The following is a 15,181-nucleotide window of genomic DNA, read 5'->3' as shown; positions in this document are numbered from 1 at the left end:
GGCTATGTCAGCGATATTCCGTAAGGTTAAAACGCCTTCCAGTGTTATCCCTTCAACACTTGGCACTATTGGACGTGCGCCAGTTGCTATGATTAGGCGGTCATAAGTGGCCACTGAATCGGTATTATCCTGAAGGTTTCTTACGGTGAGTTGTTGTTTGGTTTTATCGATGCTAATAACGCGGTGCCGGATAAAAACCTGGATGCCTTCCTTGGCAAAATCTTCAGGTTGCCGGATGATAACTTTCCTTTCATCAGCAATAACACCGCTGATGACATAAGGTAGCCCACAAGCGGAATATGACATTTCGGATTCATCTTGATAAAGGATGATTTCATTATTCGGATCAACCCGATGCGCTTTTGCTGCTGCTTTTGCACCTGCCGCTACACCGCCTATGACAATGATTCGCATAATTTTTCCCTGATTTACAGTGTTATATTTTCAATTAGACGCATACAACCAATCGCCATTCCCGGCAAAAAATGCCGGTTCGCCCCCGGTATGCACAAAAACTATTTTTTTTTGTCCTTCAAATTGTTTGTTTTGTAGGCCATGCAGGAATCCAGCCATTGCTTTACCGGTATAGACAGGGTCAAGCAAAATACCTTCGGACCGACCGATTAGTTTGATCGCTTCGGCAGCTTCCAGGTTTGGGATACCATAACCTTGTCCGATAAACCCGCCGTAAACGGGAGCATCATTGGCACTAAAAGTCCAATCCAGTTTCAATAAGGCTGCGGCTTCAGTAGCCAATTCGGCGACTTGCTGGCGAACCTGTTCCGGCTCCCGGCTGACCGTGTAGCAGCGCATTTTCCAGGGCAGGTTCAACAGCCTGATGCCGAGCAGCCAACCGGCATAGGTTCCGCCGGAACCGACGGCAAGTACGACCGCATCAGGTTCTAATCCTTGGCCAAGACATTGCTGATAAAGTTCGAACACAGCCAGTACATGCCCTAATACACCCATCGCACAGGCTCCGCCGCGTGGGATCGAATAAGGTCGATAGCCTTGTTCCTGCAGGTTGTCAGCAACCAGTGGGATTTGTGCATCGACCGAAGCCCTGTCATCGTCATGGGTAAAATGTATGTGGGTATTCAACATTCGGGTAAGGCGATAATTTCCGTCCACAGCAGTAGGTGGCTTCCCCCAATAAACCGCCGTACAACGCAGTCCGGCATAAGCTGCGACAGCCGCTGTTGCCCGGACATGATTGGATTGCACGCCTGCCCCAGTTACCAACCAGTCCGCATGCTTATTCCGGGCATCAGCGAGCATAACTTCCAAGCCGCGTATCTTATTGCCGCCCAGGCCGAAACTGATCAGGTCGTCGCGTTTAAACCACAGGTCAGTTCCGCCAAGTGTTTCTGACAATCGGTTTGCCCGCATGAGCGGTGTTGGATAATGGGCGAGGATATGGCGGGGTATTTGGTTGGCAATTCGGTTTATGACGGCTTGCCTATCAAGAAATTGTTTGTCTATTGTCACCTCAACCACCCATTTATAAGGGCTGGCATCGGCCAATGACTTGATCGACCATGTTGGCGCACATGCCCGTGCTTTGTTCGAGATCGAACAGCGAATCTATTTCTTTACGGGTCAGGATTGCGCTTATTTTTGGATGGTCTAAAACAGCCTGTTTAAAATCACGTCCTTCCGTTTGTGTAAGCAAGCTCAGTTCATAGATAAGTTGATGCGCGCTTTGCTTGCCTAAGGTCTTTGCCAGTGTCAGCATGACGGCTTCGGCGTGGATTAAACCGTTAGTTGCCCGTATATTGGCGAGCATCCGTTCCTTGTTGACTTGCAAACCTTTAAGCAAGTCACTGAGCAACGCCAATGATTTGCCGGTCGCCAAGGTCGCATCGGGGATAATCGCCCATTCCCCTTTCCAGGAACGACCGTCCCGTTCATGGCTGTGCACCAGGTTTTCAGCCATGTGCGCGGCATGATGCCTGACTACCCTTGACAAAGTGCCTAGGTGTTCGGATATTTCCGGGTTACGCTTTTGCGGCATGGTAATGCTGCCGACTGTGCCGTTGACCTTACCTTCACTCAACTCACCAATCTCAGGCCGTTGCAAGTTGACGATTTCCTGGCCGATCCGGTCGCCGGTTGACGTCATCATCGCCAACACATTCAACCATTCGGCATAACGGTCTCGGCTGCTAGTCCAGGAAATAGCGGGCACCTCTAAGCCTAAGTATTGCATAAAAGCCTTTTGCAACGCTAATGCTTGCGGCCCGAAGGAAGATAGGCTTCCGACACCGCCGCTAAGCTGTCCCATACTTAATCGTGGTTTAAGTTCAACCAAACGTTGGCGATGGCGATCCAGTTCATCCAACCAAGTTGCGGCTTTAAAACCGAATGTAATCGGCAACCCTGGTTGGGCGTGGGTGCGTCCGCACATGACAGTGTGCCTATGCTGACGAGCCAGATCGATCAGGATTTTTTGTATTGCAGTGAGCTGTTCTAGAAAGTGCTGATGCACTTTTAATAATGTGCGTACCGTATGGGTATCGGTTATATCCTGGACGGTTGCCCCGTAACAAAGCCATTCCCCGCCAATAGCGCCGCAATGTTTTTTGACGGCATTAATCAACCCCATCAATGAATGATTGGTAAGGATAAAGCCTTCGCTCACTTCTTTTAAGAAGGCTTCATCGATTACAATGCCTTGGTAAGCCGCTTTAATTTCTATCGCAGCCTGTTCAGGTATCAAAGCAAACTCGGCTTGCACATCTGCCAGGACGGCCATGATTTCAAGCCAACCTAAGACCCTGTTTTGCTCGGCAAATAAGGGACGTAGCTCAGGATCAACCCAGGATGAACCAAAGATCGTGGAATCGCTGATATGGACTGAATCAAGCATGGGTTGATTAGCGTTTAGTTATAGGCATCCGCGGATCAAGTCCGCCGCTTTTTCTGCGATCATGATGGTCGGCGCGTTGGTGTTGCCGCTGACAATAGTCGGCATGACTGACGCATCGACTACCCGTAAGCCGCTTACGCCATTAACCCGCAATGCCGGATCGACTACCGCTGTTGCATCACAGCCCATCCGGCAGGTCGTTGTCGGATGCCAAGTGGTCGATGCCGTACGCCTGACAAAATCTGCCAAACCGTCATCATCACGGGTATTGATTCCAGGGGACAATTCAATGCCCCTGATATCGTCAAATGCCTGTCCGTACAGAATTTTAAGATTCCAGCGCACACCTGCCACCAAACAACGAAGGTCGTCAGGATCGCTGAAATAACCGGGATTAATGCGTGGGCGATCCAGAGGGTCGGAGGATGACAAGGTGACTTCACCACGGCTAGCGGGCCTGTTGACATAAGCCGTTAGCGCTATACCGTGGCGTGTAGCTTGACCTGCTTCAGGATATTCCGGCGTTAAGTTGCCGAACAAAAACAATTGTAAATCTGGATACGTTACATCGGGATGGCTTTTGACGAAACAACCAGTTTCCAGGAAATTTGAGGCCAAAGGGCCTGTTTTGGTGGCTTGGTAATCGTTTGCGGCGGCAATTTTGTCCTCATTTGGCAGTGGCGAAAAAGTTAGGGGTTGGGTCAATTCGCAGCGCACACGGGCGTGAATATGGTCTTGCAGGTTTTTGCCGACTTCCGGCAAATCCAGCCGCACTTTAATCCCGAGCTTTTCAAGTTCCGAAGCGGGCCCCAAACCTGACAACATCAGCAATTGCGGAGACCGGAATGCCCCGGCAGACAAAATGATTTCGCAAGCGGCATAAGCTTGTCCTACGTTACCTAGGTGCAGGTACTGAACACCAATGACCCGATGATTATCAAACAATAGCTGGGTGGCCTGGGCATTGCCGATAACGGTTAAATTGGGGCGAAGCCGCGCCGGGTGCAAATAAGCAATAGCAGCACTGCACCGTGCACCCTTAGCAATAGTCCTCTGCAACTGACCGCAGCCATCCTGCTGTTCGCCATTAAAATCAGGGTTATAGGCAATGCCCACTTCCTGGGCGGCGGCTAGATAACGTTGGGTAACCGGCGATAGTTGCGGATGGCTGGAGACGACCAAAGGCCCTGACTGGCCATGATAGCGGTCATTAAAGCCTTGGTTGGTTTCAGATTTGATGAAATAAGGCAGGACGTCCTCATAACTCCACCCTGTGTTGCCCAGGCTTGCCCAGTGATCGTAATCAGCCCGGTTGCCGCGGATATAAATCATATAATTGATGGAACTGGAGCCACCCAACGTTTTGCCTTGCGGGATATAAATACGACGGCCATTCATACAAGGCTGCGGCACGGTACGGTCGCTCCAGTCGTAAAGGCTGTCCTGCAACTGGGAAAATAAGCCGGGTGTTTGAATGGCAGGGTCGTTGTCTTCACAACCGGCCTCAAGTAATAAAACACGGCAGTTTGGATCCTCGCTCAGCCGGTTGGCAAGTACGCAACCGGCTGAACCGGCACCGACGATAATATAGTCAAAGCCTAATCTGGTCATGGCTTATTTTGGCCGACTTCTTTCATGGCGCGTTCCCATACGGATTGTTGTTTACTGGCAAAATAACCCAAGCTGGATTGGTTGCAAGCATGATGGTCCGCCAATTTTTGGCGGCATTCGGCAATCATATTATTCATGCTGCCAACTGCCGTGCCGCCGGGTTCTGTTCGTGCCTGGATAGCTATTGTGACATCTAGGGCAGACTTAAGCTGTTGTTCAGTCAGCGTAATGGAATGGCCAAATTCTTTTTCAGCAGATTGCATTAAAGCCTTAAGCTCGAGTTCCATGATGCTTTTACCCTGGTGTTCGCCAGCCAAGAAAGCGACCAACTGATGCGCACTTCTAAAATCCAGCCCGCATTCCACTACCAATGCCTCGGCCAAGTCGGTGGACATGACCCAACCGGACGCAGCCAAAGCCTTGCCTCTCTCGGCATTGAATGCCAACTCTTCCAGCACTTCTGTCATCAAAGACGCAGCATTATTGACGGTTTGCATCGCATCAGGCAATTCCCCATAAATCAGTAAACGATTATCCGGTTGACCTGATGGCGTCCTGGCCGATGCCGTAACCGAGGCCGTTACACCGATCATTTTATTGGCAACGCCACGGATGTGCGTCAACGCAAACGGATTCTTCTTTTGCGGCATGATTTTACTGGCGCGGGCGTGGCGGTCGTCCAATTCCACAAGGGCAAATTCCTGGGTGCTGTAAACTTGCAAGTCTTCCGCCAACCGGCTGAGATTGATGCTGCACGATGTCAGGATTGAAGCGGCTTCTATGAATAAATCCGCTTGCCACATCGCATCGCGGGCATGAGGGATCACGCCGCTAAAGCCCAATATGTCCGCTAACTGTTGTCGGCCTTGTAATAATTTTGAACCATTCGTGCTGCCGCAGCCCATAGGGCTAAGGTTAAGCCGTTCCAAAAAGGCTTTAAGCCTATCCAAATCACGTAATACTGGGTAAGCGAAGCCCAATAAATAATGCCCGAATGTAGTCGGTTGAGCGGCCTGAAGATAAGTGTAATCCGGCATGATGGATAATGAATGCTGTTCAGCTTTACTTACTATGGTCGTCGCCAGACTTACTAGGGTTTCAATGAATTCCAGCAGTGTTTGCCGCAGGACAAGGATAAATGCAGTAGTCGTCGCTTCCCTACGGGCGCGGCCAGCACCCAACCAGCCCACGGCTTCGGTACGCTCTGCTAGCCAGGCTTCGCGGTTGGTATAGATATCTCCCCTGTCCGGAATCATTACGAACGAAGGCGGCTTGGTTTGCAAGGCCAATAATTGCGCCAGCAAAAGATGGCCTTGGGATTTCGGGATAGTACCCAGTTCGATGGCAATCAAGGTATGGGCAATATCAACCAGCCCTATCGCTTCAAATAATTGCGCCTGATGGCTTAATTCCGCAGCAAACGCAGATTCGACCATCCTGTCCGACGGCGGGCTTTTTAGCCTTGTGCCGATTTCCAGGACTTGTTCCTGTAATGAAACCGGTCGACGGACATCGTTACCTGTCATGTTGCTGTGCCATTCGGAGTCAGTGGAGTGCCGACCGCACCATTGCTTTCAACTTGGTTAGGATCCCAGGAACCTTCTCGTAATAACTTGCTTGTGACGCGGTTCAGTGTGTCAAAACGCAAGCCGTTACGCAGCGCTTCGACGGCAAGAACTTGATCTAACGGGATATTGCCCAGCCCGGCATTCGCACCAAATTTTTCGATGAAAAATGCCTGTTGGGACTTAAGCGGCGTTTCCCAGATCAAGGATTTGGATTTATCGCCGATCATTCCAACAATGACATCCACTTCATATTCGTCAACATTACCTGACTCATCGAACACGCCCACACTATGACCGCTCTCGCGTCCTTCGATAATAACCCAGGCTGCGCCCCATTCCAGGTCTTCTTTTATCTCTTCGGCAATTTGTTCCGGGGTAGGTTGCCGTTTCGGGTCTTTTTTGCCGACTTCGGTGATCGGGATCAACCCGGCATTTAAGGCGCATTCGATGATCCTCTTACGCCTGAACCTTGGAATCGGGAGGATTCCGTCAGAAATTTCAACGGCGGTAAACCCTAAGGATTTGGCATGGGTCATATACACCCGGCAATGGTGGGTAAGCAACGCCACTTCCAGCAATGTGCCACCAGGGAATGTGAGGATATTGTGCGCCGCCAGTATTTGAAGTTTTTCTTGCAGTAAGCCCTTGTCCATAAAAACGGAGGTACCAAAGCCGAATTTCCAATGATCTATATAGTTGGAACAGAGTTGCAGCATGCTTTGGGTTTCATGCAAGCTTTTACCGACATCCATTACCATCGTACAACCTGTTTTACGAGGCTTTCGCTCCCGCGAATCGCGTTGGCCTCCTATAATATTTTCCCAAGCCAATTCAGCCATCTTATGAGTTCCCAATAAATAATTGACGTAAAGCCTTTTCAATCATTCCCAAATCTGTTCCCCACGGCACAATAACGCTGTTACCTTCTTGTTCAAATTCATATTCCAGTAGGCAGCACTTCAATAGTGTCGCATTTTTGTCCGGCTTCAGCAGTTTACGCGGGCACATTTCCACACGGGGCGGTTCATCCCCATAGTAATGGCGATGGAATTGCAGGCTGCGCTCACAACCGAGCAAAGTCCATTGCCGCCGTTGTTCGGGGCGTTCGTCCAGAAAATAAACCGGAGCGCCTAAATCAGTAAGTCCGCCTGACCTGCATGGCACTAGATAAGCTTCCGGAGTCACTGTTCCGGCAAGGTCACGCAGGTCGATTGTTTCCAATTCCAGGACGATAGGCGGCAAATCGGCATAACTGAGTACCTGTTCAACCATACGATACAGTTTGGGCGGTTCGGGCGGAACGACTTCTATTACCCGTAACATCTTAGGATTGGGATGATGGATGATGTTGACATGGTCAAATGCACCGACCACGATTGCCGTCTGTTGCGGTGAAACGTGATGTTCCAAAGCCGCCTTGCCTAAGGCAGAGCGGTTACCCGGATCGGTATCTGGATCGGCGATAAAAACGCAGTCATCCGGCAGGGCTAACACTTCGACTTTTTCAACAGCAGTGAACAAAGTTTCCGAACCGGCGCGTTGTACGGCGATTACGGCATATTCCTGGCGGTTATTGTGCAGTATTATAATGTCCGTGCGTCGGTAGACTTCCCTTGCCAGTACATATTGCTCGATTACTTTGGCATCCATTGCGCCGTCATAAGGCTGGAAACTGACGCAACGGTAGGGTAAAGGCACAAAATTTTGCCTCTGCTTTAAATCACCCACTTGAAGGATTGCGCCGTTCATTCGTTAAGCCCCATCCAGTTCAAAAGTTCGCCCTCGATCATCCTGGCTGAGTTCTCGTTCATGAATTTTCAGGGGATCCAGGCGGCGGATGCATTCGATCAAATCGGGCTCAGGTAATGCGGCTGTTGACAGGTTGGCGGCAACTGGAAATTCAAATTCCGTGCTTTCAGCAATTAGCTCAAGGTTGGTATCAGGATAAGTGAAACGCAATTCGGCATGGCCTTCGGCATTGAAGCCAAAAATACCCAAATCGGTCACAATACAATCCGGCCCACGGCCACGATAAGGCATACTGGAACGCGGCAAGCCTTCTGCCGTGCGATGTCCCACACTGGTGACAAAATCGCAGCGGTTAACCAAGCGGTAACGGCGACGTCCTAGGTCATCGGCATGGGTGCGATGTGCCGCTGTCCATATGGTCACATGGTCGGCATCAGAGGATAGATTACAGCCTCCGCCTCCGCCGGGCAGTTTTAACGTAAGCCGGTCATCATCTCCCAAACGGGTGACATTCATGTTACCCCAACGGTCAATTTGCAAACCCGACAAAAACATTCGGCCTAATCGCCCGCTCGCAGCAAGGTCAAATAATTCTTCAATCGATAAATGGCACTCGGCATCACGATTCATGGCGAAATCGTTGGTCGTTGGCGTTAAGAATGCGGGGGTCGGGTTGATACCATAGGTCGCACCGGCCACCAACACCAAATTAGGCGCATGATTGCGTTTTGCCAGGTGCAAAGCTAACTGCACCAATGGCGATCCAAAGCCGTGAAATGCCAAAATGCCATCTTCTATCGAAAGTGCGATTTGATAAATCATCAATTCGCCGAGCGTACAGCTTGTTATTTTGGTCGCCTTATTCATAAAGCTGCATCCACTGGTCGATGTCACTATTCCAATGTTCGAGTCGGTTGAGTCTAACTTGACCGCCTATCAAATTTAAATAACTGGCATGGTCTTTACAATCGTAAATATAAGGGTTGAGGTAGTTGTCGCGAAAATTATCGCCGCCGCTTTTTGCGGATTGGTAATAGTGCTTCGTATGTTCCCTGTCGTAAGCATAACGCGGGTAGCAGGATGTCGGGTGGGCGCCGTAGGGTACTTCGCAAATGGCGGTGACATAAAAATAGGGAATCGTTACGCCTTTGTTTGCCAGCTCTTGATGTGGGATGATCTCTTCAACCGTAACAATGACTTTTTTCGAGGCCTTGGCAAAAAGTATGTCGGCTACTGGCGGCCCATCAATATGCAAATTGCCATGCTCGTCGGCATAATGGGCATGGATAAGGGCGACATCAGGTTTGAGCGCAGGCACCAAAACCAGTTGCTCGCCGCTAAAAGGACAAGTAATCGTTTTAAACTCTGGATGCAGCTTTAGGAAATCCGTCCCCTGTACCGAACGGATCGGCATGAAAGGCAATCCCTGGATCGCTGCCCTAAGTTGCTGGACCAAGGTATAACAGCAGTTATCTTCGACTTTGACGGCACCCGTTTCACAGGCCCGACGGTAATTGAGCGCCATGCCGAAATCCTGCTCAAAGCCGACATAGGATTCTGCACTGGAGGCAACACTCCCTGCACCACACAAAAGGTCAACATCGATGCCATGCGCCGAGCCAACCAGCTTAAGGTCTTTAATGCCTTGCCGAATCAACTCCCGCAAGGCCGCCATCGGTTCTCGCCAGGACAAACCGCCGCCAATTGCCAAACAATCGCCGTTATGGATGTGCGCGACGAGTTGAGTTAATGGGCATCGTTTATCGGCTTGTGTATACATATGTTTTAACCTTAAAGAGCTGTCATGGCACCATCTACGGTGAATGCCGAGCCGCAGACAAAACTGGCTTCATCGGATGCCAAAAATAATACCGCCGCGACTATTTCTTCGGACTTACCGAATCGCCCTATCGGATATTTACTTAACCGTTTGTTCATCATCTCTTCAGACCCGTCGGTTGCGAGAATTTGCCGTCCCATATCGGTATCGGCGATCATGCCTGGACAAATGCAGTTTACACGAATGCCCAGCTTTGAATAGTCAACCGCCATTTGTTTGGTCAAACCAATGACAGCGGCTTTGGAAGCACAATAAGCGGCCATATTGGGAATACCTACCATCCCAGCCACTGAGCCAAAATTAATGATGGCTCCGCCGCGATGTTTCATTGCTGGCAGTGCGGATTTCGAACAGAGGTAAGTGCTGTTTACATTCACTGCCATGACCTTATTCCAAACCTCGGGTTCCGTAGTTTCCACAGTACCAAAATCGGCAATACCGGCATTGTTAATCAAAATATCGAGTGTTCCATTAAATTCAGCGATTAGCCGGGAGAAGGTATCGGCGACTTCATCTGGATTGGAGATGTCAACTTGATAAGCGTTGGCATCCACGCCATCCGCACGGAGAGCTTGGGTTGCATCCGCTAATGCGACCTCATTAATATCTAAAATAGCCAAGGAAGCCCCTTCCATGCCCAGACGACTGGCTATGTCATATCCCATACCGGTAGCGCCACCGGTAATAACTGCCTGTTTCCCTTGAAATCGATTACTCATCATCGTGTTAATTAGTTAATAGATTTACATGTCATTAAAATGAGGATCACCGGCGCGTAACCGACATAATTGAATGAAATAACTAGGACTGATAAATAATTCGTCCATATCGGCCAAATCGTCTATCGTTAGTCCTTTTTTTACCAGGTAATTGAGGTATTGAAAGCCATCTTTTGCACCATAGCCAATATGGGTAGCCCCTAAAATTTTACGGGTATCGCCATCGAGAATGAGTTTTTGAAAGCCCGACATACGCGGCTTCGCCATCAAGTACAGCATCATTCGGTCACCTGCCGGCAAGCCGACATCAAGACCATTGGGGTTGTCGGGCGGTAGTTTCATGATTTTTACATTGGCATAACGTTGGCGCGCCTCTTCTTCACTTAACCCTAGCCAACAGGCTTCGTAATGCGTATGCATAAAATCAGGGTAATCAGCCGTTTTATATTCACTTGCTTGTCCCATGATATTTTTAGCGGCGCACACGCCTTCCTTCCTGGCTTTAAACATTTCCATCGGCGGCCCGGTCACGTCACCGACGGCATAAACATGCGGTACTGAGGTTTGCATGTGCCGATTGACTTTGATGAAGCCTTTATCGCTGGTTTCCAGACCCAATTTTTGGGCAATTATTTCTGAATTGGCTTGTTCGCCTAGACCCATAAAAACAAAATCGGTATCAATATCGATTATGCCGTCGGAAGTTTTTATAGAAACCGATCTCACCTTGCCTTGCGCATCCCCCTGTATTTCCATTACTTCAGCATTTTCAAAAAATTCCATGCCTTGTTCTTCCATCATAAGGATGGCGTAGGCACGGGATTCGGCATCTTTAAGCATAGGCATCACTTGATTCCTGGCGACAACAATTGTTCGTCGACCAGTGGCATTAAAAAAACAGCCGTATTCAATCGCCGATTTTCCCCCGCCGATGACGACGATAGTATTACCCGGTTCAAAATCTAGGTTTTCAACCAAGGTTTGGGAAGTAAATACGCCTTTTAAGGTTGCACCGGGAATATCTGGCACGAAGGGCTTGGCACCCAAGGCTAAAACCAAATTCTTAACATGGAACTTACGGTCGCCAACTTGAACAGTATGGGCATCGATAATTTCGAACTCTGCATTCAACACAAACTCCAACCCAAGTTGCTCTTTACTTTGGAAGTTCATCACGGCATGGGGACCTGTCCTGCCGGTTCGAAAGAGTTCAACGATGTCCTTGATGGATACGATTTTGTCGTTGAGGTTTTGAAACCAGAGCTTACCGGAAAAGGTGCGCTCAAGCATAAGTTGCGCTGCGCAGTCAGAAAACAGATGGTGAGGTACACAGGCTTGATGGGGGCAAGAACCGCCAAGGAACGGCCAGCGATCGAGAATCAGCACACGCCCGCCAAGGGCGCGCAAATAAGCCGCGCCAAAACGTCCGGCGGCGCCGCCACCCAGAAAAATGGCATCAAATTCGCGGGTATCATTTGGGTTTATGTTGAAAACAGGTGTACTATTGCCGGATTCCAGTGTTTCGGCCACAAAATGTTGCCACTTTTCGATGGTAAGGCAGTCTCCCCAAACATCCATTGGTAGCCGTCCAGTCTTATTATTTAAGTAATTTCGTCACTATGTAAACTAGCTAACTATCTTGTTGGCTTGGTTCTTTCCCAAGCCAACTTAAGAATTAGTGCCCATTCATTTCGCTAGTTCATTACGGACTATTTTTGCCCCCTCGACTAAAGCATGTAATTTGTCTTGACAGATATAACGTTGCAACAAGATTAGCCCACAGTCAGTCGTAACTCCTAACTGTTCTGCCGGGACTACCGTGAGTAATTGGCGAATCTTTGCCGCGACCTGTTCGGCGGTTTCGGTGACTGTGCTTTTGACATCGATGACACCTGCCCAGAACATCATGTTCTTCGGGATTGGATGTTGTTTCAGTATTTCGAGACCCGATTGATCAAAAGATATGCGGCCTATCCCTTCGATGTTAAACACATCAATTTTAGCTTCGTAGGATTTTGGCACCACGGATGAGGTGGGATTCGGAGCTTTAGCATCCTGGGCACGTTTGGTTAAATCAAAAACCTCACCGGTACCTGCCGTATCATCAGGATAATAAGCGGGTGTACCACCCCAATTACCCCAACAGATATGACAAACAATCTTGGCATGCTTAACGCCTGCGACCGCGCGGTTGAACGCTTCGATTGCCCAATCTTCATAAAAGTAAGGCCAGGTGAATTCGTCAAGCTGGATATACTCCACACCCAATTCGTCAACGGCCAAAATATCTTCGTTGATGGCAGCGGCAATCGCCATCGCACGATCACGGCTATTGGAGTAATGAAGGTCATTAGTGCATTGTGCCAACACTTGGATACCTGTGTATTGGACTTTGACGGGTTTATTGGTCGCCCGTTTGAGGGCGCGGGCTTGTTCGACCATGATTTGGCCGCGGCGCTTTATTTCTTGCGTGACCGTCGCCGAATGCAAACGACTGTAGATCGGAAAACCGAGATGGCTACCCGACAAATCATAGCCTAGCCTATTGAAATAATAATAAAGCGCGGCATCGGCATAGTTGTCTCCATGAAGCCGGCCATCCGCGATAATATCCAGGCCTGCATTAACTTGGTCGGTAGCGATAGCCGCCGTTGCATCCTCCAACGCTTCCCGCCACATGGCATCCGGCGGCTGCCGGTCACCCTTGAAATGTCTTGCGAAATCAGCATCCCACCATCTTGGGTTGGGATAATTGCCTACCATACTTGTCGGAATCAAAACCTTATTCATTTTGCACCTCTCTTATAGTTATTTTATGGTGGTTCTCCCTGATATATTTATTCTCCAATTTGCAGGTATTAAATGCTCGAAACCTCCTTTGGTAAATTTCTTATTTTATATTCATCCGCTTATGCTTTATAAGCCTGATTTAATTATGGTTTATATTAAAAATTATTTCTACTCGTGCCTCCACAACAAGGGCATCCAGCAGCATGTTCATTCTCTAGCGGATGAATGTTTTCATATACATGAATCGGTTTCGCTTCATGACTGTCGCAGTGCGAACAAACCCATTCCTTGGGTGCCTGTGTATTGGCCATTACCAAGCCTTTGAATTGATGATTACACTTAGGGCATTGGAGTTCATAAATAGGCATTAGTTTCTCTAATGATTAGCATAAAAACGCATTCGAATACACGATAGGGTTATAAACTCTCATATTTCTGCCAATGTTTTTCAAAAAGATAAGTTTCATCAAGTGGGTTGGATTTGATTGGCCGTGAAACCCAGGTCAGGTTGACCATGTGGCGCGCATTGACATTTTCTGTCGTAATATTCCCCCCCCAGGTCCCGCAACTTAAGCTTAAGGTATAAGGCAACCCGTTTCGCGGGCTACCCGCACCTTCATTCAAACTCTGGTTGACCATCACCCTGGCGGTCTTGGTTTGCATTGCCAAAGCCATCGCATGGTCGTCATTGGTTGTATGGATGCCGCACGTGTGGCCCTGCCCCTGATACTCCGTAATTGCATTAACTTGGTTTATGGCGTTGCTAATGTCGCCTCCATATTTATAAAGCGCTAACACTGGCGATAATTTCTCCCCTGAAAAAGGATACTCAGGACCCGCACCATTTTCCTCCACGATCAAACAACTACAGTCTTCGGGTACATTGAAGCCAGCCAACTTTGCGATATGAGTTGGAGATTTTGCGATTACATCGACACTTGGAATATGATTTTCAGGCGTAGGCCACATCAACTGTTGCAGCTTGGTTTTTTCATCCGCGTTACAAAGATAAGCACCTAACTTTTGCATTCGCTCGATTAAGCCGCCGTAAATCGACTCGTGTGCAACGACCGAATTATCGGCCAGACAACTAGTCGCGTAGTCAAATTTCTTGGCGATGGCAATCGTATTGGCTGCATCGTCAAGATCGGCCGTTTCATCAACTACATGGACTGAATTACCGACCCCAACGCCATAAGCCGGTGTACCGGAACTGTAAGCCGCTTTCACCATCGCGGCGCCACCCGTCGCAACAATCAAGTCCGCTTGTTGCATCAATTGCTGGGTTTTTGAAAGTGATGGCTTCTCAATAACTTGCACTAAATCGGCAGGAGCGCCAACCTGTTCACAGGCTTCGCGCATGTACTTCACGGTCAATTCAGTCGTAAGTTGCGTCCGGGGATGGGCTGCTACGATGATGGCATTGCGGCCTTTCAAGGCCAGCAGCGATTTTAAAGGCGGTGTCGCATCCGGGCCTGTCGTAGGAATAAGTGCAGCAATAACACCCACCGGTTTGGCGATTTTAATCAGGCCTTTTTCGGGAAAAGCCTCAACAATACCGACGGTTTTCACTGCTTGCATATCCCGCAGGGTTCCCATGCAACGGTTACGAATCTTACTCACTTTATCGTTATAATTGCCAAAACCGCCCTCATCAACCGCCAGTTTCGCCAATTCTTTTGCGCGGTCTTCCCTAACGATAGCCCAACAAACCGCCGTCACCAATTCGTCGACCTGTTCTTGGGTGTAATTGGCGATCTTTTCCTGGGCATTGCGGGCTTTTTGGATATATGCCGCTATTTCATCTGCACCTGACTCTGTTGTTGCATTCATGGCTTTTCCTGTGCAAGGAGTTATTTTTTTATATGGTTTCAACCTACATCTTATAGCAACTTACGTCAAGGTTTATAGCGGTTCTTAAGTGTGCACATCTATTTAGTTATTTCTTGTTCAGGCACATCCATATCCACCAATGTTTCCTTAAGATGGACAAATGCCACACCCTAATAGCGCATCACCCACGAGTGGACTGGCC

Annotated in this window: 14 protein-coding genes; all 14 read right to left on the bottom strand. The window is 48.9% G+C overall.

Features of this window, described 5'->3' with window-relative positions:
- A partial coding sequence (locus MGMO_RS08890; RefSeq protein WP_036307332.1) for an NAD(P)/FAD-dependent oxidoreductase occupies positions 1 to 414 on the bottom strand: 414 nt, incomplete at its 3' end.
- A 30-nt stretch (positions 415 to 444) separates the two neighbouring features.
- On the bottom strand, positions 445 to 1,488 hold the full coding sequence (gene xcbE / locus MGMO_RS08885) for a coenzyme M biosynthesis enzyme XcbE (protein WP_235557255.1): 1,044 nt from the start codon (positions 1,486 to 1,488) through the stop codon (positions 445 to 447).
- 13 nt (positions 1,489 to 1,501) lie between these two features.
- Positions 1,502 to 2,869, bottom strand: a complete 1,368-nt coding sequence (xcbD, locus tag MGMO_RS08880) for a 3-sulfopropionylcysteine synthase XcbD (protein ID WP_023494720.1) — start codon at positions 2,867 to 2,869, stop codon at positions 1,502 to 1,504.
- 18 nt (positions 2,870 to 2,887) lie between these two features.
- The gene (locus tag MGMO_RS08875) at positions 2,888 to 4,480 is read right to left on the bottom strand and encodes a GMC family oxidoreductase (RefSeq protein ID WP_023494719.1); all 1,593 of its coding nucleotides are present in this window, start codon (positions 4,478 to 4,480) and stop codon (positions 2,888 to 2,890) included.
- Complete coding sequence (xcbC, locus tag MGMO_RS08870) at positions 4,477 to 6,006, bottom strand: 2-phosphosulfolactate phosphatase XcbC (protein ID WP_023494718.1); 1,530 nt, start codon at positions 6,004 to 6,006, stop codon at positions 4,477 to 4,479. The genes MGMO_RS08875 and xcbC overlap by 4 nt, the downstream gene beginning before the upstream one ends.
- Positions 6,003 to 6,887, bottom strand: coding sequence for a phosphosulfolactate synthase (comA, locus tag MGMO_RS08865; protein ID WP_023494717.1), 885 nt, complete (start codon positions 6,885 to 6,887; stop codon positions 6,003 to 6,005). The genes xcbC and comA overlap by 4 nt, the downstream gene beginning before the upstream one ends.
- A gap of 1 nt (position 6,888) precedes the next feature.
- Complete coding sequence (locus MGMO_RS08860; RefSeq protein ID WP_023494716.1) at positions 6,889 to 7,797, bottom strand: DUF7714 family protein; 909 nt, start codon at positions 7,795 to 7,797, stop codon at positions 6,889 to 6,891.
- 3 nt (positions 7,798 to 7,800) lie between these two features.
- Positions 7,801 to 8,664 carry a coenzyme A transferase gene (locus MGMO_RS08855; RefSeq protein ID WP_023494715.1) on the bottom strand — a complete coding sequence of 288 codons (864 nt, stop codon included), beginning with the start codon at positions 8,662 to 8,664 and terminating at the stop codon, positions 7,801 to 7,803.
- Positions 8,657 to 9,577, bottom strand: a complete 921-nt coding sequence (locus MGMO_RS08850) for a CoA transferase subunit A (RefSeq protein ID WP_023494714.1) — start codon at positions 9,575 to 9,577, stop codon at positions 8,657 to 8,659. The genes MGMO_RS08855 and MGMO_RS08850 overlap by 8 nt, the downstream gene beginning before the upstream one ends.
- 11 nt (positions 9,578 to 9,588) lie before the next feature.
- Complete coding sequence (locus MGMO_RS08845) at positions 9,589 to 10,359, bottom strand: SDR family NAD(P)-dependent oxidoreductase (protein ID WP_023494713.1); 771 nt, start codon at positions 10,357 to 10,359, stop codon at positions 9,589 to 9,591.
- A gap of 21 nt (positions 10,360 to 10,380) precedes the next feature.
- Complete coding sequence (locus MGMO_RS08840) at positions 10,381 to 11,934, bottom strand: FAD-dependent oxidoreductase (RefSeq protein ID WP_023494712.1); 1,554 nt, start codon at positions 11,932 to 11,934, stop codon at positions 10,381 to 10,383.
- A gap of 108 nt (positions 11,935 to 12,042) precedes the next feature.
- Positions 12,043 to 13,146: a cobalamin-independent methionine synthase II family protein gene (locus tag MGMO_RS08835; RefSeq protein ID WP_023494711.1), complete on the bottom strand. Its 1,104-nt coding sequence runs from the start codon at positions 13,144 to 13,146 to the stop codon at positions 12,043 to 12,045.
- Between the two features lie 155 nt (positions 13,147 to 13,301).
- Complete coding sequence (locus MGMO_RS21095; protein WP_023494710.1) at positions 13,302 to 13,514, bottom strand: FmdB family zinc ribbon protein; 213 nt, start codon at positions 13,512 to 13,514, stop codon at positions 13,302 to 13,304.
- Between the two features lie 49 nt (positions 13,515 to 13,563).
- Entirely contained in the window at positions 13,564 to 15,021 is a 1,458-nt protein-coding gene (locus tag MGMO_RS08830; protein ID WP_268768303.1) for an aldehyde dehydrogenase family protein, read from the bottom strand.
- Positions 15,022 to 15,181: the final 160 nt, after the last annotated feature.

Origin of the sequence: Methyloglobulus morosus KoM1 (assembly GCF_000496735.2) — a bacterium.
Taxonomy (GTDB): Bacteria; Pseudomonadota; Gammaproteobacteria; order Methylococcales; family Methylomonadaceae; genus Methyloglobulus; species Methyloglobulus morosus.
This window is presented reverse-complemented; position numbering and strand designations above follow the sequence as displayed.

Excerpts from the sequence above, each read along its gene's own strand:
- xcbD (WP_023494720.1), bottom strand. The coding sequence starts at position 2,869 with ATGCTTGATTCAGTCCATATCAGCGATTCCACGATCTTTGGTTCATCC.
- MGMO_RS08855 (WP_023494715.1), bottom strand. The coding sequence starts at position 8,664 with ATGAATAAGGCGACCAAAATAACAAGCTGTACGCTCGGCGAATTGATG.
- MGMO_RS08845 (WP_023494713.1), bottom strand. The coding sequence starts at position 10,359 with ATGATGAGTAATCGATTTCAAGGGAAACAGGCAGTTATTACCGGTGGC.
- MGMO_RS08875 (WP_023494719.1), bottom strand. The coding sequence starts at position 4,480 with ATGACCAGATTAGGCTTTGACTATATTATCGTCGGTGCCGGTTCAGCC.
- MGMO_RS08860 (WP_023494716.1), bottom strand. The coding sequence starts at position 7,797 with ATGAACGGCGCAATCCTTCAAGTGGGTGATTTAAAGCAGAGGCAAAAT.
- MGMO_RS08840 (WP_023494712.1), bottom strand. The coding sequence starts at position 11,934 with ATGGATGTTTGGGGAGACTGCCTTACCATCGAAAAGTGGCAACATTTT.
- comA (WP_023494717.1), bottom strand. The coding sequence starts at position 6,887 with ATGGCTGAATTGGCTTGGGAAAATATTATAGGAGGCCAACGCGATTCG.
- MGMO_RS08850 (WP_023494714.1), bottom strand. The coding sequence starts at position 9,577 with ATGTATACACAAGCCGATAAACGATGCCCATTAACTCAACTCGTCGCG.
- MGMO_RS21095 (WP_023494710.1), bottom strand. The coding sequence starts at position 13,514 with ATGCCTATTTATGAACTCCAATGCCCTAAGTGTAATCATCAATTCAAA.
- MGMO_RS08835 (WP_023494711.1), bottom strand. The coding sequence starts at position 13,146 with ATGAATAAGGTTTTGATTCCGACAAGTATGGTAGGCAATTATCCCAAC.
- xcbC (WP_023494718.1), bottom strand. The coding sequence starts at position 6,006 with ATGACAGGTAACGATGTCCGTCGACCGGTTTCATTACAGGAACAAGTC.